Source organism: Mycobacterium fragae, assembly GCF_002102185.1.
In the GTDB taxonomy this organism is placed as follows: domain Bacteria; phylum Actinomycetota; class Actinomycetes; order Mycobacteriales; family Mycobacteriaceae; genus Mycobacterium; species Mycobacterium fragae.
The window spans coordinates 73020-91849 of the sequence record NZ_LQOW01000003.1; the positions used below are offsets into that span (position 1 = coordinate 73020).

The 18830-nt window shown below is 65.9% G+C and carries 20 protein-coding genes and 1 pseudogene; 12 read left to right on the plus strand and 9 right to left on the minus strand.

What is annotated here, in order from left to right; genetic code table 11:
• Positions 1 to 24 precede the first annotated feature (24 nt).
• The 4 genes from AWC06_RS01155 to metX all read left to right on the plus strand — a co-directional run bounded on the left by AWC06_RS01155 (position 25) and on the right by metX (position 3249).
• Positions 25 to 540, plus strand: coding sequence for a hypothetical protein (locus AWC06_RS01155; RefSeq protein ID WP_085193571.1), 516 nt, complete (start codon positions 25 to 27; stop codon positions 538 to 540).
• Positions 537 to 1034, plus strand: a complete 498-nt coding sequence (locus tag AWC06_RS01160) for a hypothetical protein (protein ID WP_085193572.1) — start codon at positions 537 to 539, stop codon at positions 1032 to 1034. Before AWC06_RS01155 ends, AWC06_RS01160 begins: the two co-directional genes overlap by 4 nt.
• Positions 1035 to 1069: 35 nt before the next feature.
• The gene (locus tag AWC06_RS01165) at positions 1070 to 1975 is read left to right on the plus strand and encodes an alpha/beta fold hydrolase (RefSeq protein ID WP_085193574.1); all 906 of its coding nucleotides are present in this window, start codon (positions 1070 to 1072) and stop codon (positions 1973 to 1975) included.
• Positions 1976 to 2121: 146 nt separating this feature from the next.
• Complete coding sequence (gene metX / locus AWC06_RS01170; RefSeq protein WP_085193945.1) at positions 2122 to 3249, plus strand: homoserine O-acetyltransferase MetX; 1128 nt, start codon at positions 2122 to 2124, stop codon at positions 3247 to 3249.
• Positions 3250 to 3459: 210 nt separating this feature from the next.
• Here the strand turns inward: metX and AWC06_RS01175 are convergent, their stop codons facing one another.
• On the minus strand, positions 3460 to 4062 hold the full coding sequence (locus AWC06_RS01175; protein WP_085193576.1) for a TetR/AcrR family transcriptional regulator: 603 nt from the start codon (positions 4060 to 4062) through the stop codon (positions 3460 to 3462).
• A 129-nt stretch (positions 4063 to 4191) separates the two neighbouring features.
• On the opposite strand from AWC06_RS01175, the gene AWC06_RS01180 reads away from it, so the two are divergent.
• Both AWC06_RS01180 and AWC06_RS23475 read left to right on the plus strand, forming a co-directional pair.
• Positions 4192 to 4953, plus strand: a complete 762-nt coding sequence (locus tag AWC06_RS01180) for a hypothetical protein (RefSeq protein ID WP_085193947.1) — start codon at positions 4192 to 4194, stop codon at positions 4951 to 4953.
• A 142-nt stretch (positions 4954 to 5095) separates the two neighbouring features.
• Positions 5096 to 5242, plus strand: a pseudogene (locus AWC06_RS23475) (Rv2629 family ribosome hibernation factor); the annotation flags it as partial.
• A gap of 8 nt (positions 5243 to 5250) precedes the next feature.
• On the opposite strand, the gene AWC06_RS01185 reads toward AWC06_RS23475, so the two are convergent.
• Positions 5251 to 6618 carry an HNH endonuclease signature motif containing protein gene (locus AWC06_RS01185; RefSeq protein WP_085193577.1) on the minus strand — a complete coding sequence of 456 codons (1368 nt, stop codon included), beginning with the start codon at positions 6616 to 6618 and terminating at the stop codon, positions 5251 to 5253.
• Positions 6619 to 6712: 94 nt separating this feature from the next.
• On the opposite strand from AWC06_RS01185, the gene AWC06_RS01190 reads away from it, so the two are divergent.
• Positions 6713 to 7951 (plus strand): WS/DGAT domain-containing protein, encoded by a 1239-nt coding sequence (locus AWC06_RS01190; protein ID WP_372457976.1) that lies wholly within the window; start codon positions 6713 to 6715, stop codon positions 7949 to 7951.
• Between the two features lies 1 nt (position 7952).
• On the opposite strand, the gene AWC06_RS01195 is transcribed toward AWC06_RS01190, so the two are convergent.
• From AWC06_RS01195 to AWC06_RS01205, 3 genes are read right to left on the minus strand one after another with little or no spacing between them, the layout of a single operon-like run.
• Complete coding sequence (locus tag AWC06_RS01195) at positions 7953 to 8546, minus strand: MarR family transcriptional regulator (RefSeq protein WP_085193579.1); 594 nt, start codon at positions 8544 to 8546, stop codon at positions 7953 to 7955.
• The gene (locus tag AWC06_RS01200) at positions 8539 to 10032 is read right to left on the minus strand and encodes a pyruvate, phosphate dikinase (protein ID WP_264032969.1); all 1494 of its coding nucleotides are present in this window, start codon (positions 10030 to 10032) and stop codon (positions 8539 to 8541) included. The genes AWC06_RS01195 and AWC06_RS01200 overlap by 8 nt, the downstream gene beginning before the upstream one ends.
• Before the next feature lie 30 nt (positions 10033 to 10062).
• Positions 10063 to 10671 carry an NADPH-dependent F420 reductase gene (locus tag AWC06_RS01205; protein ID WP_085193583.1) on the minus strand — a complete coding sequence of 203 codons (609 nt, stop codon included), beginning with the start codon at positions 10669 to 10671 and terminating at the stop codon, positions 10063 to 10065.
• 101 nt (positions 10672 to 10772) lie between these two features.
• Here AWC06_RS01205 and AWC06_RS01210 point away from each other — a divergent pair, with 101 nt between their 5' ends.
• The gene (locus tag AWC06_RS01210; protein ID WP_085193585.1) at positions 10773 to 11096 is read left to right on the plus strand and encodes a winged helix-turn-helix transcriptional regulator; all 324 of its coding nucleotides are present in this window, start codon (positions 10773 to 10775) and stop codon (positions 11094 to 11096) included.
• 15 nt (positions 11097 to 11111) lie between these two features.
• Complete coding sequence (locus AWC06_RS01215) at positions 11112 to 11618, plus strand: DoxX family protein (RefSeq protein ID WP_085193587.1); 507 nt, start codon at positions 11112 to 11114, stop codon at positions 11616 to 11618.
• On the opposite strand, the gene AWC06_RS01220 is transcribed toward AWC06_RS01215, so the two are convergent.
• Both AWC06_RS01220 and AWC06_RS01225 read right to left on the minus strand, forming a co-directional pair.
• Complete coding sequence (locus AWC06_RS01220) at positions 11602 to 12969, minus strand: flavin monoamine oxidase family protein (protein ID WP_085193950.1); 1368 nt, start codon at positions 12967 to 12969, stop codon at positions 11602 to 11604. The two genes, AWC06_RS01215 and AWC06_RS01220, sit on opposite strands and share 17 nt — an antisense overlap.
• Before the next feature lie 10 nt (positions 12970 to 12979).
• On the minus strand, positions 12980 to 14410 hold the full coding sequence (locus AWC06_RS01225; RefSeq protein WP_085193952.1) for a short-chain fatty acyl-CoA regulator family protein: 1431 nt from the start codon (positions 14408 to 14410) through the stop codon (positions 12980 to 12982).
• Between the two features lie 128 nt (positions 14411 to 14538).
• Here AWC06_RS01225 and prpD point away from each other — a divergent pair, with 128 nt between their 5' ends.
• From prpD to AWC06_RS01240, 3 genes are read left to right on the plus strand one after another with little or no spacing between them, the layout of a single operon-like run.
• Positions 14539 to 16044 carry a 2-methylcitrate dehydratase PrpD gene (prpD, locus tag AWC06_RS01230; protein ID WP_085193589.1) on the plus strand — a complete coding sequence of 502 codons (1506 nt, stop codon included), beginning with the start codon at positions 14539 to 14541 and terminating at the stop codon, positions 16042 to 16044.
• Positions 16041 to 16940: a methylisocitrate lyase gene (gene prpB / locus AWC06_RS01235; protein ID WP_085193591.1), complete on the plus strand. Its 900-nt coding sequence runs from the start codon at positions 16041 to 16043 to the stop codon at positions 16938 to 16940. The genes prpD and prpB overlap by 4 nt, the downstream gene beginning before the upstream one ends.
• Positions 16940 to 18061 carry a bifunctional 2-methylcitrate synthase/citrate synthase gene (locus AWC06_RS01240; RefSeq protein WP_085193593.1) on the plus strand — a complete coding sequence of 374 codons (1122 nt, stop codon included), beginning with the start codon at positions 16940 to 16942 and terminating at the stop codon, positions 18059 to 18061. Before prpB ends, AWC06_RS01240 begins: the two co-directional genes overlap by 1 nt.
• On the opposite strand, the gene AWC06_RS01245 is transcribed toward AWC06_RS01240, so the two are convergent.
• A complete protein-coding gene (locus tag AWC06_RS01245) occupies positions 18041 to 18382 on the minus strand; it encodes a thiol-disulfide oxidoreductase DCC family protein (protein ID WP_244898990.1) in 342 nt (113 codons plus the stop codon). The two genes, AWC06_RS01240 and AWC06_RS01245, sit on opposite strands and share 21 nt — an antisense overlap.
• Positions 18294 to 18806 (minus strand): hypothetical protein, encoded by a 513-nt coding sequence (locus AWC06_RS23480; RefSeq protein WP_227370956.1) that lies wholly within the window; start codon positions 18804 to 18806, stop codon positions 18294 to 18296. The genes AWC06_RS01245 and AWC06_RS23480 overlap by 89 nt, the downstream gene beginning before the upstream one ends.
• Positions 18807 to 18830: the final 24 nt, after the last annotated feature.

Here is an 18830-nt window from a genome sequence, read left to right on the forward strand (position 1 = left end):
GGGCTGCTGGAATACGTTGGAGCCGTGCGCGCGGGAACCAACGTTTTATCCACCAAACCCGCGGGGCCGACGGAGCGGACGGCGCTAATCGCGGGCCTGATCGGGGCGGCGGTGCTGGCAGCGCTCGTTGGCTGGCTGGGCTTTCGAGCGTATGAGGCCCACACCATCAAGGCGCAGCGCGACCTGTTCGTGCAAACGGCTCGGCAGGCAGCGGTGAACCTGAGCACGGTCGACTACGAGCATGCCGCCGACGACGCGCAACGGATCCTCGATTCGGCGACCGGCAAGTTCTACGACAGCTTCTCTCACCGCAAGCAGTCCTACATCGACAACGCCACGCAGACGCGGTCGAAACAGACCGGTGCCGTCATCGACGCCGGATTGGAATCGCAAACGAGAAACGCGGGCCGGGTGCTGGTGGCGGTGGCAGTGCGCGATGCGAGCCGGGCCGAACAGGAGCCGCAGTTCTGGCGGATGCGGATCACGGTGCAGAAGACGGGCGAGGTCGGCAAGGTTTCCGACGTGGAATTCGTGCCATGACCAAATACCGGGTCAACTGGTTGCGGGTGCTGGTCTACGGTCTGCTTCCCGGTATGGCATTGCTGCTGGCGATGGCCGCGGGCTTTCTGAAGTGGCATGACTCGTCGATTCGTGACACTGACATCGCCCGCAGCCAATCCGTCAAGGCCGCAAAGGATTCCGCCATCGCACTGCTTTCCTTCCGATCCGACACCATCGAGAAGGACGTGGCTGCCGCGCGGGAGCGGTTGACTGGTGGCTTCCGCGACAGCTACACGCAAGTGACACAGGAAGCGCTCATTCCTAATGCGAAAGAGCAGCACGTCTCCGCGATCGCCCATGTTCCCGCAGCGGCGTCGGTGTTGGCGACCGAGAATCACGCGGTGGTCCTGGTATTCGTCGACCAGATGGTGACCATCGGCAACTCGCCGCCGGCCGATAGCTCCTCGAGTGTCCGGGTGACCCTCGATAAAAGCGGGGAGCGGTGGCTGGTCTCGGGCTTCGACCAGTTCTGAGAGGCTGGGCGCGGAGGATAGCGGAGGATGAAGCGATGACCGGACCCCGCTGGATCGACGTTCAGGCACCGACCGTCGACTTGAAGGCCCTGACCTGGGGGCCACCCGACGGCCCGATCGCATTGTGCCTGCACGGATTCCCCGATACGGCGTACAGCTGGCGCAAGTTCGCTCCCAGGCTGGCCGAGTCGGGCTGGCGGGTGGTGGCGCCGTTCACGCGTGGGTATGCGCCGTCGTCGATTCCCTCCGATGGCAGCTATCACATCGGCGCGCTGATGGACGATGCGCTGCGGGTGCGGTCGGCGGCCGGCGGCTCTGATCGCGATGTGGTCATCGGTCACGACTGGGGTGCGATCGCCGCGACGGGGTTGGCCGCGCTGCCCGACAGCCCGTTTGCCAAGGCGGTGATCATGTCGGTGCCGCTGGCGGCGGCATTTCGACCGCTGCGGCGGGTGCCCGACGGGGGCCGGTTACTCGCTCAACTGCCCCACCAGCTAGTGCGCAGCTGGTACAGCATGTACTTCCAGTTGCCTTGGCTACCAGAACGTTCCGCGTCCTGGATAGTGCCGCGGCTGTGGCGGCGCTGGTCGCCGAACTATGACGCCGAGGAGGATCTTCGCCACGTCGACGCCGCGATCGGGACCCCGGAGAGCTGGCGAGCCGCGCTGGGAACCTACCGAGCCACGCTCCGCAACACGCGGCCGCCTGCCCAGTACGCCGAGCTGCACCGGCGCTGGAAGTCGGCACCAACGCTGCCCAGCCTGTACTTGCATGGTCGCGAAGACGGCTGTTTTGCACCGGTTTTCGCGCACTGGACGGAAAAGGTGCTTCCCCCCGGGAGCGACGTGGCCATCGTCGAACACGCCGGGCACTTTCTACAGCTCGACGAGCCGGAGAAGGTTGCCGATTTGGTGTTGAGGTTCACCGGCTCAGCGGGCTAGGGAACGTCGTCGTCCTCGTCCGGGCCCGGCCGTCCGGGGTATTTGAGCCGGTCAGTGGCATGATCCGCAAGGCCCTCGACTTGGTCGATAACGAAAGCGCGTGACTCGCAGACAGTGGCGGCTGCATTGTGATGAACTCGGAAACGATGATTTCCGACATTCCCAGCCAAACACTGCCCCCGGAAGCCGAAATCGGCTTCGTCGACCTCGGCCCGCTGACCCTCGAAAGCGGTGCAGTGATCGACGATGTCCGTATCGCCGTGCAGCGCTGGGGTGAATTGTCGCCAACGCGTGACAACGTGGTGGTTGTGCTGCACGCGCTCACCGGCAATTCGCACATCACCGGCCCCGCCGCGTCCGGGCATCCCACGGTCGGCTGGTGGGAGGGGGTGGCCGGGCCGGGTGCGCCGATCGACACCAACCGCTGGTGCGTGGTGGCCACCAATGTGCTGGGCGGTTGCAATGGTTCTACCGGGCCCGGCTCGCTTGCCCCGGACGGAAAGCCATGGGGCTCGAGATTTCCGCACATTTCGATGCGGGATGTGGTTGAGGCGGATGTCGCGGCGCTTGCGGCGCTGGGTATCGACGAGGTTGCCGCCGTCATCGGCGGATCCATGGGTGGCTTAAGGGCTTTGGAGTGGATCGTGAGCCACCCGGACCGAGTCCGCGCCGGACTGCTGGTGGCAATCGGCGCTCGCACCCCCGCGGACCAGATCGCTCACATGACCACCCAGATTGCGCTCATCAAGGCCGACCCGAACTGGCAGGGTGGCGATTATTACGGCACCGGGCGCAAGCCCGATTTCGGGATGTCCATCGCCCGTCGCTTCGCGCACCTGACCTACCGAGGCGAGGCCGAGCTCGACACTCGGTTCGGCAACGACAGCCAGGCGGGCGAAGACCCGACGAACGGCGGCCGTTACGCGGTCCAAAGCTACCTGGAACACCAGGGCGACAAGCTGGTGGACCGCTTTGACGCCGGAAGCTACGTGGCGTTGATGGCGTTGTGCAACCACCATGACGTAGGCCGTGGCCGCGGCGGGTTGCGAAAAGCGCTGCGGGGGTGCCCGGTACCCGTCGTGGTCGCTGGTATCACCTCCGACCGGCTCTACCCGCTGAGGTTGCAGGAGGAGCTGGCCGAGCTACTGCCCGGCTGCACCGGCCTGCACGTGATCGAGTCCGCCTACGGGCACGATGGCTTCCTGGTGGAATTCGAGGCGGTCAGCGACTTGATCCGCGAGACCCTCGAATTGGCAGAGAACGGGGGCGCGTGACGACCGGGTAGGCGAGCGCTTACCACTCGTCATCGTCGTCGGCGAGGAGTTTTTCGGGGTGGTGGAAGGTGTTGGTTCGGCGTTGGCCGCGAACTTCTGAAGTACCTTTTAATCGGCACAAGGTTAAGGCAGCTGCCAGGGTGTTAGCCACACCCAGCGCCCGCAGGACGATGCATGGCCGACGGCTATGGCTGGTAGTCAGATCTGCGCTCAGCGATGCGCATCGATCAGATCGGCAACCGCCTTCTGGGCATCTTTTGTGGACAGCGGGCGAGCGTCGAACATCTCCCCGATCATCATCGCTACCGGTGCAGTCCATAGCAGCATGCTCAACGCGACGGCATGTTCGCCATCGGTGGCGGCATTTAATCGCGCCATCATGTTCGCCAGCGCCACGCCCAGACGTTGCATGGGTTGCCCCGCAAGCGCGCCACGCAACTGCTTGGTGGAGATGAGAATTTCCAATCCCGCCATCGCTTTCGGATTGGCAAACGCTTCCCACGTAGTCCGCACCAACTCTTCCGTGCCCGTGACTTGCGCCGGATCGGCTAACAGATCAAGTGATGCGCCGAGGCGATCAACTGCATCTTCGATTACCGCAGTCAACAGGCCATCGCGGTCGCCGAAGTGATGTTGGATGACACCCCAACTCAGGCCGGCTCGTTCAATGATGTGCCGTGCGCTAGCCGCCGAGAAACCTTCCTCGCGAATGCACCGGACCGTCTCGTCGATGAGTAAATCGCGGGTCCGATCCCCACGCTCCTGCCGCCCGGTACTTGGACGACGCGGGGCGGTTCGTGCTCTGTCAGCCATCTCCGCAGTACGCCCTGCTCAGCGCCTTCCATCTCATTCACAGCACCTTAGATCACGGCTCTTGCCCTTAAAACATTGCATGTGCCATTCTTCAGGCATGCAGCTACCCAAGCGAACGGTAGGGGGGCCATGACGGAGACGATTAACGCCGACGAACACCAGGGATCGCGGCAGAGGCGCGGTCTCTCGTCACTGCAAAAGTCGTTGTTCGGAGTTCTGGCGTTCTTCTTCGCCATCCATATCGTGTTCTGGTACCTCGAATTTCACGCCGGGGTTTCCCATATGGTCGCTTCCACCGGATTGGTGGTTGTCGTCGTTGGCTGTTTCTTGACGGCGCTTGCTCTGCCGTGGCTGCCGCTTGCGGGCCGTCGCGACTGGACCACGTCGGAGCGGCTGAGCGCGATGGTGATCGTGTGGGTGTTCATCGCTCTGATCCCACGATTCATCTGGGAGTTGCCGTGGCTCCTTCTGTTCGACCAGATCAGGGCCGGCGTACAGAAAGGCGCTCTGTGGACGTATATGTGGGCGCCCATCCTGCTCGGAGGCGATGCACGCTACTTAAACGGTGACCCGCTCATCGTCGTCCTTGAGTGGATTGCCTTCTTCGTCGGCCTCTTCGAGGCTTACGCGATGGTGCAGTTCTTCCGGAATGGAGAGCGATTCACCAGCACTCAACTCTCCTTCATCATGGGCGGAATGATCGTGGAGGTCACGCTGCCAGCGGTCTACTTCGGGGTAGAGATCGCGAACAATCTGCAGAGCATGAGCAGTCCCGTTGAGATGTGGATCAAGTTCGTGGTCCTGAACCTCTTGTGGTGCACCATGCCCTTCGTCACCTATTTCTGGGGCGTGCACAGGTTGGCGCGGCAGGATCTTGCGGTCAAGTTTTAGCTTGTTTGATGGTGCGAATTGCCCGCGATGGACGTGGGCGGAGTACGGTGCGCGACCCCATGATCGGTCAGGACTCAAGTTCGAAGATTGAGGCACGCAGCAACTGACCGGCGATCCGAGCGGCTGGCTCGAAGGAAGCCGCGCAGCCCCGGCTCGCACGTTGCGAGCCGACGAGGCGTTGCCGATGTTCGCGATATCCGTCGGCGCATCGCTGGTCCGCAGCGACGAGCGGATCGCCCCGGCCGACGGTGTTGGCGCGGTGCTGCGGTACGCGCCGACGCTGCACTAGCGCGCGCGTCACGGTCCGTCGTCGTCTTCGTCGTCGCGGAGGAGTTTCTCGGGGTGGTGGAAGGTGTTGGTGCGGGGTTGGCCGTAATCCAGATGGGGTGGGGGGATCCACTCGGTGTCGCCGTTGGCGTTTTTGCGGGTGGTCCAGCCGTCGTCGGTGACCAGTTTGTGGTGGGGGCCGCAGGCTTGGGTGAGGTCGTTGACGTCGGTTACGCCGCATTGGGCGTAGGCAGTGGCGTGGTGGGCTTCAGTGAGGTAGCCCGGCACGTCGCAATTCGGAAATGAGCAGCCGCGGTCCTTGGCGTGCAGCACAATTCGCTGGCCCGGTGAGGCCAGGCGCTTGGTGTGGTAAAGCCCGATCGCCTTGCCCTTGTCGAAAATGGCCAAGTAATGGTGGGCATTACTCGCCATGCGGATCACATCGCTCATCGGCAGCAGGGTGCCGCCAGCGGTGAGCGCTTTACCGCACCTGGATTCGAGCTCGGCCAGGGTGGTGGACACGATGATGCTGGCGGGCAGCCCGTTGTGTTGGCCCAGATCACCGGAGGCCAACAGCGCACGACCCGCCACAGTGAGCGCGTCATGGTTGCGTTGGCCGGCGCTTCGGGTGTCGTTTTCGATGGCTTGCTGCGATGGTGTTCCGCTCACACAGGGATCGGGATCGTCGGGTTTGCACATGCCGGGCGCGCCCAGCTTGGCGACGACCGCGTCGAGGGTGGCGCGGGCCTCGGGCGTCAGATAACCGGTGATCGGGCTCATGCCGTCGAGGCCTTGTTTGCCGATGATGAGGCTGCGCCGGCGGGCCCGATCGTTGTCGGTGAAGTCGCCGTCGGGGTTGAGGCAGTCGGTAAGCTTGTCGGCCAGCTTGCTCAACTCGTCTGGGCGATGCTGGCCGCCCAACCGGGCCAGCTGCTCCTCGGCTTTCTGACGGGTTTCCACGTCGACGAAGTCGGGGAGGCGGTGGACAAAGCCGCGGATCACCGCCACATGTGCGGTCCCGATGCGTCCGGCCCGCTGGGCCTCAGCGGTGGCGGTCAGTAGCGGCGGCAATGGTTCGCCGGTGATGGCCGTGCGCGGCCCCAGATCCTCCGCTTCGTGGATGCGCCGTGAGGCTTCGGCGCGGGTGATGCGCAGCCGGTTGGCCAGCGCGGACGGCAGCTTGCCGCCCAACTCGGTGGCATCGGCCTGCTGGGCGACCTGGTTGATCAGCGGATGCTCGACGGCCGGAAGGCGGCGGCGGAAGGTCTCGCAACGTTGGAGCATCACCAGCCGCTCCGGCGTGGTCAGCGCGTCGAAGGACAACTCCAGGGCACGGTCGAGGTCGGCCTCGAGCGCGTCGAGGACCTCGACGATCTCATCCCGGCTGCTCGAACACATGTTCGAATATTATCCATTCAGGCCGACGCGCGGCCACCGACAATGCGCCGTCTGTGGATATAAGTCGGACTGTGGACAACTTAGGGTGGGTGTCATGCCGGCCCGGATGGCCGCGGTTGACGCGCAGTTCTATTGGATGTCGGCCAAGATCCCCAGCGACCAGTTCCTGCTCTACGCATTCGACGGCGAGCCGGCTGACTTCACGCGCGCCGTCGAGGAGGTCCGCAGCCGCGCCCACGCCTGTCCAGACTTGACGATGCGCGTCGACGACGGATCGGCGTGGACCTATCCGCGGTGGGTGCCGGCGGCCGTCGAGTCCGATCAGCTGCTGCGCCATCGCCTCGATGACGACAGCTGGCGAGGCTGTCTGGAGGCCGTGGTCCGGCTCGCCGATGACCAGCTCGACGTCCGTCGAGCCCAGTGGCGCTTGCACCTGTTCTCGCCCGTGTACGGCATTCCGGGCGCCGCCGGCTCGGGCACCGTCGGGGTCATGCAGGTCGCACACGCGCTGGCCGACGGGGCGCGCGCCTCGGCGCTGGCCGCCTGGTTGTTCGGCCGGGCAGAACCCGTACCCGAGGTGACGAGGTTGTCGCCGGGCTTCCTGCCGTGGCGCGCCGTGAACGCGGCGCGCACCCACCGCAAGCTCGTGCGCGACACCCGCGCCGGGATCCTGCGCCCTCCCGCCCCGTCACGGCCCGTGCTGTCCATCAATGCCCGGCCCGCGGGCAAACGCACGGTGCGCACGCTGGTGCGCAAACGCGCGCAGCTGCGTGGCCCCACGGTCACCGTCGCCGTGCTCGCCGCGGTGTCCGGTGCGCTTGCCGGGCATCTCGGCGATTCGGCCGGACCGCTGGGCGCCGAGGTGCCGATGGCCAAACCCGGTGTGCGCCATGCCCATAACCACTTTGCCAACGTCCCGGTCGGGCTGTATCCGGACCTGCCTTGGCAGGCCCGGGTCGAGCGGATCGCCGCGGACCTGGCCAACGCCCGGCGCCGCTCGCAGCACCCGGCGGTGCGCGCGGCCGACCGGGCCTTCGCCGCGGTGCCCGCTCCGCTACTGCGCTGGGGCGTCAGCCAATTCGACCCGAACGTGCGACCCCCGCAGGTGTCCGGCAACACCGTGGTGTCAAGCGTTGACCGCGGGCCCGCGGACCTGCGCTTCGGCGACGCGCCGGTGCTGCTGACCGCCGGCTATCCGGCACTATCACCGGCGATGGGCCTCACACACGGTGTACACGGTATCGGCGACACGGTCGCGATCAGTGTCCACACGGCCGAATCGGCGATCGGCGACGTCGACACCTACGTGCAGCGCCTGGACGCAGAGCTGTAACTCACTGGTCCTCAACGGAGTTCCGGGTCAGGCCGATAGCGAGGATCAGATCCTCGTGCAGTTCGAACCACACGGTGTGGTAGGAGTCGATGAGCGGTCGGGACAGCCAGGAGTTGTCACCGCCGCGCAGCTTGTCGAGTGCCGCTTGCAATTTCTCCGCATAGCGGCCCAGCCGCGGCAGCTGGGCCGCGGCCGCGGTGATGATCGGCAGCGCCTGCTGGTGCAGACGGTCGAGGCGGGCGATGACGGCCGCGTCGTAGTCCGCGTCCTCGTGGGTGTTGGGCTGGCCGTCTTTGACCTGCCAGTCGGTGACCAGAGCCTTGAATTCGGCGTTGACCGAACGGAAATCGTCGTAGGTGGCGGTCAACGCCGCCGCGTCAACGGCCTCGCGCTCTTCGGCGAGCAGCTCATTGAGGCGCTGGCGCCCTTCGGGGCTGATTCGCAATTGTTTCCCGTCGACGAGCAATCCGGACCGGGTGAGCTGCTCAACGGTGGCGGCGACGTCGATCGGATCCTCGCCCAAGGTCGCGGCCAAATCGGCGTTGCTCACGCGGCCCTTGAACCGAAGTGCCTGCAGCACAGTCAATTCACTCATGGTTGTTGCTCAGCAGTGCGCTGAGCATGGCGATCAGCGGACCGCCGCGCAGCGGACTTAGTCGCTGTGCGATCTCGGTCAACTCGCGCAGCTCTGGCGTGTCATCCTCCGACCAGGCGACCAGTTCCAGTGCGCCGTCGCGTACCTCGCCTTCGTTACCGTCGACGGTGATCAGCCGGCCGGCCAACGATTCGACGACCCCGGCGCCGCAGCCCACCACGGCCACCCGGCCCAGTTCACGGCTGACCACCGCGGCGTGGCTGGTTACCCCGCCGGTTTCGGTAACGACGCCCCGCGCGACCAGCATGCCGTGAATGTCATCGGGGCTGGTGTGATTGCGCACCAGGATGACGTCCTCGCCACGCTCTGCGGCATCCACCGCGGCGTCCACCTCGGTGTATGCCCGTCCCGTTACCACCCCAGGACTCGCAGCCAGTCCGCGAGCTAAAAGTGTTGCGGCCAAACGTGTTTCCGGCTGCAGTAACGGCTGAAGCAGCGCCTGCACGTGGTCCGGGGTCACCCGGCGCATGATCTCCGCGTCATCGATCAGCCCGTCGCGGCGCAGGTGCAGCGCCAGTCGCACCGCGGCTTGCGCGGAGCGCTTCGCCGGCCGTGTCTGCAGCAGCCAGAGCCTGCCGTCCTCTACGGTGAACTCGATCTCCTGCACGTCGCAGGTGAGCCGCTCCAACGTGCGGGCAGCCACCGCCAGCTCGTCGTAGACGCGCGGCTGCTGGTCACGCAGCGCGCTGATCGGTTGGACGTCGACCATGCCCGAAACCACGTCGTCGCCCTGCCCGCGGGGCAGCCACTCGCCGAACTCGTCGTCGGTACCGGTCATCGGATTGCGGGAAAACACCACGCCGGCACCGGAATTGGCGTCGAGGTTGCCGAACACCATCGCCTGTACCACTGCAGCGGTGCCGCCGCGGTCGTCGAGCCCGTGATGGGCGCGGTATGCGACCGCGCGCGGCGAATTCCACGACGCGAACACCGCCTCGATCGCGGCGCGTAACTGTAAGTAGGGGTCGTCGGGCACGGTGTCGGCGACGATGCGTCGGTAACCGCCAATGAACCGCCGACGCGTATCGCGGGCAAACGCCGCGGTCCCGAGCGCCTGTTCGACCTCGTCGCTTATGCCCAGATCCAGCACCGTGTCCATCATCCCGGGCATCGACACCGCCGCACCGGAGCGCACGCTGACCAGCAGCGGCCGGGGCCCCCGCCCGAATGTGCGCGCTGTCGCGGCTTCGAGCCGACGCAGGCCGTCGAGCACGTCGTCCCAGACCGCGTCCATCGTCGACTCGGGGTCTGTCAGATAGCGGGCCCCGACGTCCGTGGTGATGCAAAAGGCAGGCGGCACCGGCAGGCCGTGGCGACGCATGGTGTCGATGGCGTACCCCTTGTGGCCCAGCATCTCCGGCGTAGTGCCCGCGCCGCCGTCCAATAACAGCACGGCACGTGGCTGGGTGGAGGCACGTCGTGACACCCACCGAGGTTACCTTTCGGCAAAGTCGTGTCAGGAACGCAGCAGGCCAAACCCGAAATTTGTGCCGAGCCCTCGCCGTAACGCGAGGTGGATCCAGAGCAGGGCGTACGGCTCGAGCAGGCGGGCCAGCGTCAAGTCGCCGACGTCAACGGTTTCGAAACCGAGCTCGGCGACCAATCCGGCGGTCACCGACTTTGCCTCGTCATCGTCACCGCAAACGAACATCACCGGCTTGCCGGGCAGTTGGGGGCCGTCCATCATCGGTGCACCGATCTGGTTCATCGCCTTGCAGACCCGGGCGCCGGGCGCCCATTGCGCTACGTGCTCGGCGGCGGAGGTGGTGTGCCCCACCTCGAGCCCGGTGATGTCGGGCGTCAGCGGGTTGGTGCAGTCGACGAGGATCTTGCCGGACAGGTCGCCACTGGCCTGGAGGGCCTGCTGGGTGCCCTGCCACGGCGTGCACAGCACGACGATGTCGGCTGGCGCTGCGGCTGGTTCGTTGGTGGTGACGGCGTCGAGCGACGCGTACTTTGGGTCATCGGGGTTGCGCACGCCGAATGTGACGTCGTGGCCGCGGTTTCGCCACGCGGTGCCCAGCGTCTTTCCGACGTTGCCGGCGCCAATGATCGCGATTTTGATGGCTAACTCCTTTGTGGGCTTGCGGTGATGGGGACGCTACGTTGAACCTGAACACCGGACAAGAACGTACTTTCAAGTGGGTAGCTGAGCCGGAGGTTAGTGTGGACGAGAACTTCGAGTGTCCGGTCGAGGCGACGCTGGCGGTCATCGGTGGCAAGTGGAAGGCCGTGCTGATATTCCATCTGATGACCGACGGCGCACAGCGGTTCGCCGAATTGCGCCGCAAGACCCGCGGGATCAGTGACCGGGTTCTGGCGCGACAACTGCGCGAGCTGCAAACCGACGGCATCGTCCGTCGCGAGGTCTTTGCTGACGTGCCGCCGCGGGTCGAGTACTCGTTGACCGAATACGGGGAGTCACTGCGGCCGGTGACCGAAGCGATGTGCCAGTGGGGCAAGCGGCATATGGCCGTCGGCGCGGCATGATCTAGGTTGGCGTCTATGACTGCCTACGATGTCGGGTTACTGATCCTGCGGGTCGTGCTGGGGCTGACTCTGGCGGCCCACGGTTACAACAAGTTCTTCGGGGGCGGCCGCATCCCGGGCACCGCGCGCTGGTTTGAAAGCATCGGCATGAAGGCCGGCACGTTCCAGGCGGTGGTCGCGGCGAGCACTGAGATGAGCGCCGGGTTGGGGCTGGCCGCCGGACTGCTTACCCCGATTCCGGCCGCCGGCTTCGTCGCGCTGATGTTCGTGGCGGCCTGGACCGTCCACCGGCCGCACGGATTCTTCATCATCAACGAAGGCTGGGAGTACGTCATGGTGCTCGCCGTCAGCGCCGTGGCGGTGGCAACGGTGGGCCCTGGGGAGTACAGCCTGGACTGGCTGCTCTTCGGGTGGCGCTACTTCGGCTGGAAGGGTCTGCTGATCTCGGTGCTGCTGGGGTTGGGCGGCGGCATCGGTCAGCTGCTGCTGTTCTATCGTCCGCCGGTCAAGCAGGAGCAGTAGCTGTTTCGCGTGCCATCACCTCGGTGGCGGCGCGCTCCCCGGAGCGGACGGCGCCGTCGACCCATCCGCACATGACCGCGGAGCTCTCCGTTCCGGCCCAATGGATGCGACCGCACGGCTCACGCAGCGCGGGCCCGAACTCCGTCAACACCCCCGTGGGGGCGTGGCTGATCATCCCGCCGCCGGAATAGCGCTCGACGGTCCAGTCCTGCTCGTGGTAGCCGACGGGAGAGGCGGCCTTGGCGCCGAACCGGTCGACCAGTTCGCGCACGATTGTCGCTCTGCGATCGGCTTCGTCAAGCCGTCCCAATGCCCGCGCCGCGGGGCCTTCGGTGATGACGCACAGCACGCCCGGCGTGCCGGTGTCCGTGCAGGCGTCGATGGTCAGGGTGACCGGCGATCCGGGCGAGACGGTCTGGCCGGACAGACCGTCGGCGCGCCAGAACGGCTCGTCGTAGACGACCGAGACCTTGACGATCGCGCCGCCCGGCATCCGCTGATGCAGAAACCAGCGATCGGTCGGCAGCATCGGCTCGTAGCGGATCTGGCCGGCGATCGCCAGCGGAACCGCGACGATCACCCGGCGGGCACGCACCGTCAGGTCGTCGGAGCGGACCGCGACGCCGTCATCGTCCTGCGCGATGAACCGCACCGGCTGCGACAACTGCAGCGCGTCACCGAGTTCGGCGGCCATCGGCCGGTAGATCGCGCCCATCCCACCGACCGGGCGCGAATCCTGGGCGCCGCCCTTGCTCGACACCACAAAGTCCGGTCCGCCTCCCGACGCCATCTGGTAGAGCATCCACAGCAACGACACCTCCGATGCGGCCGAGGTGTACGGGCCGGCCAGGGCCACGTCCAGCATGTCGCGGGCCTGGCCGGACATCAGGTTCTTGTCCAGCCACGCGCCCAGGCTGATCTTGTCCCATTCGGCGGCCTTGCGCGCTTCCCACGGCGCTTCCAGGGGAATCGATCTGCACATCTGGCGGATCTTCATCAACCCGATGCCGAGATTCATCGTCGCCCATGGGCTTACCGTCCACGGGATCGTGCCGGCATACCGGTGCTGCTTGCCGTCGACGACCATCATGGATTTGCCATCGGTGTATTGCTTGTAGGACGGCACACCGAACTCGTTCATCAGCGCGTAGATCCGATCCTGTCCCGGACCGATCCACGCGCCGCCGCGATCGACCCAGGACCCGTCGGCGAGCACTTCGGTGTAGGTGCGCCCGCCGACGCGGTCACGAGCCTCCAGCACGGCCACCGCGCGGCCCGCCTGTTTGAGCCGCAGTGCGGCGGTCAAACCGGCGAATCCCGCACCGACGACGCAATAGTCAACCTCTGGCACCAGCAGCAAGCTACACCGATCGCGATGCCTCGCGTCGATTACTCGGCGAATACGGCAGGCTGCTGCCGGTGTTCTCGTCCACGATCACGCGTCCGCCGAGGTAGGGAAATGCGCGCTGCGGACACGCCGACCGGTTGCAGATCTTGCAGCCCGCCCCGATCGGCACGGCGGTGTTGGGGTCGTCGAGGGCGACCCCGGTCGAGTACACCAGCTTGTCCGCGTGGACCAGATCGCAGCCCAAACCGACGGCGAAACTCTTGTGCTGGCCCAGATAACCCCGCCCCTCCGGCGCGGTGGTCTTGGCGATCCAGAAATACGAGCGGCCGTCGGGCATCTGTGCCACCTGGGTGACGATCCGGCCCGGCTGGGCGAAGGCGTCGTGCACTATCCACAAGGGGCAGCTGCCGCCGACGCGGCTGAAGTGAAATGCCGTGGCTGACTGGCGCTTTGAGATGTTCCCGGCCTTGTCGGTTCGCACAAAGATGAACGGCACACCCCGCAGCTGCGGGCGCTGCAATGTTGAAAGCCGGTGACACACGGTCTCGAAGCCGACCTCGAACCGGCGGGCCAGTAGGTCGATGTCGTAACGTAATTCTGTTGCGGCGCGGTGAAATTCGCGGTAAGGCAATAGAAACGCGCCGGCGAAGTAGTTGGCCAGCCCGACCCGGGCCACCCCACGTGATTCTGGGCTGAGCTGGTCGTCAGTCGCGACGAGTGCCGACAACAAATCCGACTGGCTCAGCAGTGCGAGTTGGGTGGCGATCTGGAAGGCCCGCTGGCCCGGCAGCAGCCAATGCGCCACCCGCAGCACCTTGGTGCCCGGGTCATAGGACCGCTTGGCATGTTCGGCGAGGCCGCCGTCAACCGCCACCGTGACGTCGAATCGCTCCCGCATCAGTGTCGCCAGCTGAATGTCCAGCCCGCCGATGGTCATCCCGTTCTCGGTGAACATCTGCTCGGCCGCAATGTCGAGTTCACCGATGTAGTTGTTGCGGTCGTAGAAGAAGTCGCGAACTTCCTCGAACGGCATCGGGCCCTCGAGGGGCATCGATGTTTCGGTGGTCGCGCGGGAGCGATAGGCCTCCAGCTCCTCGGTGGCATCGCGCAGCCGTCGGTGCATGGCAACCAGGCTGCGGCCAACCTCGGGCATCCGGGCGACCAGTTCTTCGATTTGAGCCGGGCTGACCGTCTCGTGGGCCGCCGTGGCGGTGAAGACGTCGGACAGGTCGGCCACCAACCGGGCGTCGGAGTCGGAGGAGAAGTAGTGCGGCGGCAGGTCGAAACGCTCGGTGAGCGCAAGCAGCACCGACACGGTGATGGGCCGCTGGTCGTTCTCCAGCTGGTTGACGTAGCTGGTGGACAGGCCGAGCGCCCGGGCCAGCGCGACCTGTGTGAGGCCGCGCTCGTCGCGCAGCCGTCGTAGCCGCGCGCCGGAAAACATCTTCGCCACGATCGAGATGCTACCCCGCTTGCCTTTTGCAACTTTCGCAATCTGCGCCGGCTGAGGACACAAAATTACGCATGTGCTGGGACTTTCATTTGATATCCGCATTGCATAGTGTGCGGATTATGTTGATCCATTCCGTCCGCACTCACCGCAGCGCCGACGACTTTCCGCGCACCGAGCAGCTGGCCTACAAGATCGCGGAGGTCGCGGCCGACCCGGTGCCCGTGCCCGCCGAGTGCGAGGCGATGGTGATCAACCGGATGATCGACAACGCGGCGGTCTGTGCGGCGTCGGTGTTGCGGCGACCGGTCGCCACCGCCCGTCAGCAGGCGCTGACGCATCGGGCCCAGCCGGGTGCGACGGTCTTCGGCGTCGACGGCGGCTACTCGGCGGAGTGGGCGGCGTGGGCCAACGGCGTCGCGGTGCGCGAACTCGACTTCCACGACACGTTTCTGGCCGCAGAGTACTCCCATCCCGGCGACAACATCCCGCCGTTGGTGGCGGTCGCCCAGCAACTCGGCGTGCGCGGTGCCGACCTGATTCGCGGGCTGGCCACCGCCTACGAGATCCAGATCGACTTGGCCCGCGGAATCTGTCTGCACGAGCACAAGATCGACCACGTCGCGCACCTCGGCCCGTCGGTGGCCGCCGGGCTGGGCACGATGTTGCGGCTGGACCCCGAGACCATCTATCAGTCGATCGGGCAGGCGTTGCACCTGACCACTGCCACCCGGCAATCCCGCAAGGGGTCGATCTCCAGCTGGAAGGCATTCGCACCCGCCCACGCCGCGAAGGTGGCCATCGAGGCCGTCGACCGCGCGATCCGCGGCGAGGGTTCGCCCGCTCCGATCTACGAGGGCGAGGACGGCGTAATCGCCTGGCTGCTCTCGGGTCCCGAGCACACCTATGAGGTGCCCCTGCCCGCGCCTGGGGAGCCCAAGCGGGCGATCCTGGACAGCTACACCAAGGAGCATTCCGCGGAGTATCAAAGCCAGGCACCGATCGACTTGGCGCGCCGGCTGCGCGAGCGCATCGGCGACCTCGAACAGATCGCGTCGATCGTGTTGCACACCAGCCACCACACCCACGTCGTGATCGGCACCGGCTCCGGCGACCCGCAGAAGTTCGATCCGGACGCGTCGCGGGAGACGCTGGATCATTCGCTGCCTTACATTTTCGCTGTCGCGCTGCAGGACGGCAGCTGGCACCACGAACGCTCGTATGCCCCGGAACGGGCGCACCGCGCGGACACGATCGAGTTGTGGCACAAGATCTCCACCGTCGAGGATCCGGAGTGGACCCGCCGATACCACTCGACGGACCCGGCCGAGAAGGCGTTCGGGGCGCGCGCTGAGGTGACGCTCAAGAGCGGTGAGGTGATCAGCGATGAGCTGGCCGTCGCCGACGCACATCCGTTGGGGGCGCGGCCGTTCGGACGGGAACAATATGTTGCCAAGTTCACCGAGCTCGCTGAAGGTGTCGTGGATGCCACTGAGCGGCAACGGTTCCTGGACACCGTGCAGCGTGTCGGTGAGTTGAAAGGCGGCGAGCTGGGCGCGCTGAATGTGCGAGTCGCGCCGGAGGTGCTGGACAAGGCTCCGACGATTCCGTCGGGAATCTTCCGATGACCGGGTTGCTGGCGGCGGCTTCCAGCGCCGCCGACAAGCGCCTGGTGTTGCGCGCCGGGCTTGATTCCGGTCGGCTGCAACGGTTTCCGGGGGCATTCTCACCGCTGGTAGCCAAGCTCGTCGCCGAGATCGGATTCGACGGTGTCTACGTCTCCGGCGCCGCGCTGTCGGCCGACCTCGGGTTGCCCGATATCGGGTTGACCACCCTGACCGAGGTCACGGCTCGCGGGGCGCAGATCGCCGCGGCCACCGACCTGCCCACCCTGATCGACGCCGATACCGGATTCGGCGAGCCGATGAACGTCGCGCGTGCCGTCACCGTTCTGGAGGATGCCGGACTGGCCGGCTGCCACCTCGAAGACCAGGTCAACCCCAAGCGATGTGGGCACCTCGACGGCAAGGCCCTCGTCCCGACCGCCGAGATGGTCAGACGGATACGCGCGGCGGTGGCCGCGCGCCGGGACCCCAACTTCGTGGTTTGTGCCCGCACCGACGCCGTCGGCGTCGAGGGCTTGCCGGCCGCGATCGACCGGGCCCGTGCCTACGCCGACGCGGGCGCCGACATGATCTTCACCGAGGCGCTGTCCGAGGCGGACGAGTTCGAGCAGTTCCGCGCGGCGATCGATATCCCGTTGCTGGCCAACATGACCGAGTTCGGCAAGTCGCCGCTGCTGAGCGTGCAACAGCTCACCGACATCGGCTACAACGTCGTGATCTACCCGGTCACCACACTGCGGCTGGCCATGTTCGGCGTCGAGGCCGGCCTTCGTGAAATGCAGGCGGCGGGAACACAATCCGGACTGCTGGATCGCATGCAGCAGCGCAGCAGGCTCTACGAGCTAGTGCGCTACGCGCAGTACACCCAGTTCGACAACGAAATCGCGGGAGGCGACTGATGACTGTCCACAAGGGCCTGGCCGGTGTCGTGGTCGACACCACGGCCATCTCCAAGGTGGTGCCCGAGACCAACTCGCTGACCTACCGCGGGTACCCGGTCCAGGATCTGGCCGCGCATTGCAGTTTCGAACAGGCCGCCTATCTGCTGTGGCACGGCGAACTTCCCACCGACGGCGAGCTGGCGCTGTTCTGCCAACGCGAACGCGCCAGCCGCCGGCTGGACCGCTCGATGCTGTCGCTGTTGGCCAAGCTGCCGGACAACTGTCATCCGATGGACGTAGTGCGCACCACAATCAGCTATCTGGGCGCCGAAGATCCCGACGAGGATGACAGTGCCGAATCCGCGAATTACGCGAAGGCGCTACGGATGTTCGCGGTGCTGCCGACAATCGTCGCCGCCGACATGCGCCGGCGTCGCGGTCTGGCGCCGATCGCGCCGCACAGCCAGCTGGGCTATGCCGAAAACTTCCTGCGGATGTGTTTCGGCGAAGTGCCCGAACCGGTCATCGTCTCCGCGTTCGAGCAGTCGATGATCCTCTACGCCGAGCATGGCTTCAACGCATCGACTTTCGCGGCGCGGGTGGTGACCTCCACGCAGTCGGATATCTACAGTGCGGTGACGGCGGCGATCGGCGCGCTCAAGGGCCGGTTGCACGGCGGCGCCAACGAGGCGGTCATGCACGACATGATCGACGTCGGCCATCCCGACAAAGCGTCGGAATGGTTGCACGGCAAGCTGTCTCGCAAAGAGAAGGTCATGGGCTTCGGGCATCGCGTCTACAAGAACGGCGATTCACGGGTGCCGACGATGAAAGAGGCGCTGACCCGGGTCGCCGCGGTCCGCGACGGCGCGCGCTGGCTGGACATGTATCGGGTGCTGGAAACCGAGATGTTCGCCGCCACCGGAATCAAACCCAACCTCGATTTCCCCACTGGCCCGGCGTACTACCTGATGGGATTCGACATACCCAGCTTCACACCGCTGTTCGTGATGAGCCGAATCACCGGGTGGACCGCTCACATCATCGAGCAGGCCGGTTCCAATGCCCTGATCCGTCCGCTGAGCGAGTATTCGGGCCGGCCGCAGCGATCGCTCAGCTCAACAGGCGGTCGGGTGTGACTCGCAGTACGGCGTCTTTCCGGGGAATCGGTAGCGGTGTCCGGCCACCCAGCGGTAGACGGCGTCTTGCAGAGACCGGATACCGGGAATTCGATACAGCTTCAGCGGCAGCGTGGTGCCGATCGCGGCCGACACGGCCGCGTTCGTTGCCTCTGCGCCAGCGTATACCGCTCCCGACGTATCCAGCCACCAGTTCGATTCGAGCAGCTGCGAGGGCGGAATACGTAGTCGCTCAGCGACTCCCGGGCCCTGCAGCGGTTCGATCTGCAGGTCTCCCGTCCGATTGAGCTTCAGGATCGAATCCACCGCCCTGGTACACATTCCGCACGCGCCGTCGAAAAACAGAATCCCTGACACCGGCCACCTCCCGTAAGCCGACCAACCCGAAAACGATGCCGGTGCCGATCTCGGCGACGGCGCTGAACCACGATAGCCAAGTCACGTTGATGTGCGGTGGCGAGATGAAGCTGTCCTGGTAACCGGGCAAGAACGTCGGCAACAGATGCGCATAGGTGAACACCAGCGCGCTGCCGAACCCGACCGCGATCGCGGCCAGCGGTGCGCGCGGGCGACACATGAGCACCAGCGCCACCGCCAGCACCACGAACAGCCCCTGCACGGTGCCGCCGACCATGATGAACGGTGGTGATGCCGACATACCGCGACGCAGATGGTCCAGGCCATGCACCGTGAACCCGATCGCGAATGCGACTGCCGCCCAACGCAGGTTCTCCGGTGGTTGCATAGACTCTGTCTACTACTACAGCAA

What these genes read in the sequence shown, in the direction of transcription:
- prpD (WP_085193589.1), top strand. Translation starts at nt 14,539, where the DNA reads ATGTTGATCCATTCCGTCCGCACTCACCGCAGCGCCGACGACTTTCCG.
- AWC06_RS01195 (WP_085193579.1), bottom strand. Translation starts at nt 8,546, where the DNA reads ATGAGTGAATTGACTGTGCTGCAGGCACTTCGGTTCAAGGGCCGCGTG.
- AWC06_RS23480 (WP_227370956.1), bottom strand. Translation starts at nt 18,806, where the DNA reads ATGCAACCACCGGAGAACCTGCGTTGGGCGGCAGTCGCATTCGCGATC.
- AWC06_RS01180 (WP_085193947.1), top strand. Translation starts at nt 4,192, where the DNA reads ATGACGGAGACGATTAACGCCGACGAACACCAGGGATCGCGGCAGAGG.
- AWC06_RS01240 (WP_085193593.1), top strand. Translation starts at nt 16,940, where the DNA reads ATGACTGTCCACAAGGGCCTGGCCGGTGTCGTGGTCGACACCACGGCC.
- metX (WP_085193945.1), top strand. Translation starts at nt 2,122, where the DNA reads ATGATTTCCGACATTCCCAGCCAAACACTGCCCCCGGAAGCCGAAATC.
- AWC06_RS01175 (WP_085193576.1), bottom strand. Translation starts at nt 4,062, where the DNA reads ATGGCTGACAGAGCACGAACCGCCCCGCGTCGTCCAAGTACCGGGCGG.
- AWC06_RS01245 (WP_244898990.1), bottom strand. Translation starts at nt 18,382, where the DNA reads ATGTGTACCAGGGCGGTGGATTCGATCCTGAAGCTCAATCGGACGGGA.
- AWC06_RS01190 (WP_372457976.1), top strand. Translation starts at nt 6,713, where the DNA reads ATGCCGGCCCGGATGGCCGCGGTTGACGCGCAGTTCTATTGGATGTCG.
- AWC06_RS01160 (WP_085193572.1), top strand. Translation starts at nt 537, where the DNA reads ATGACCAAATACCGGGTCAACTGGTTGCGGGTGCTGGTCTACGGTCTG.
- AWC06_RS01165 (WP_085193574.1), top strand. Translation starts at nt 1,070, where the DNA reads ATGACCGGACCCCGCTGGATCGACGTTCAGGCACCGACCGTCGACTTG.
- AWC06_RS01185 (WP_085193577.1), bottom strand. Translation starts at nt 6,618, where the DNA reads ATGTGTTCGAGCAGCCGGGATGAGATCGTCGAGGTCCTCGACGCGCTC.
- prpB (WP_085193591.1), top strand. Translation starts at nt 16,041, where the DNA reads ATGACCGGGTTGCTGGCGGCGGCTTCCAGCGCCGCCGACAAGCGCCTG.
- AWC06_RS01225 (WP_085193952.1), bottom strand. Translation starts at nt 14,410, where the DNA reads ATGTTTTCCGGCGCGCGGCTACGACGGCTGCGCGACGAGCGCGGCCTC.
- AWC06_RS01215 (WP_085193587.1), top strand. Translation starts at nt 11,112, where the DNA reads ATGACTGCCTACGATGTCGGGTTACTGATCCTGCGGGTCGTGCTGGGG.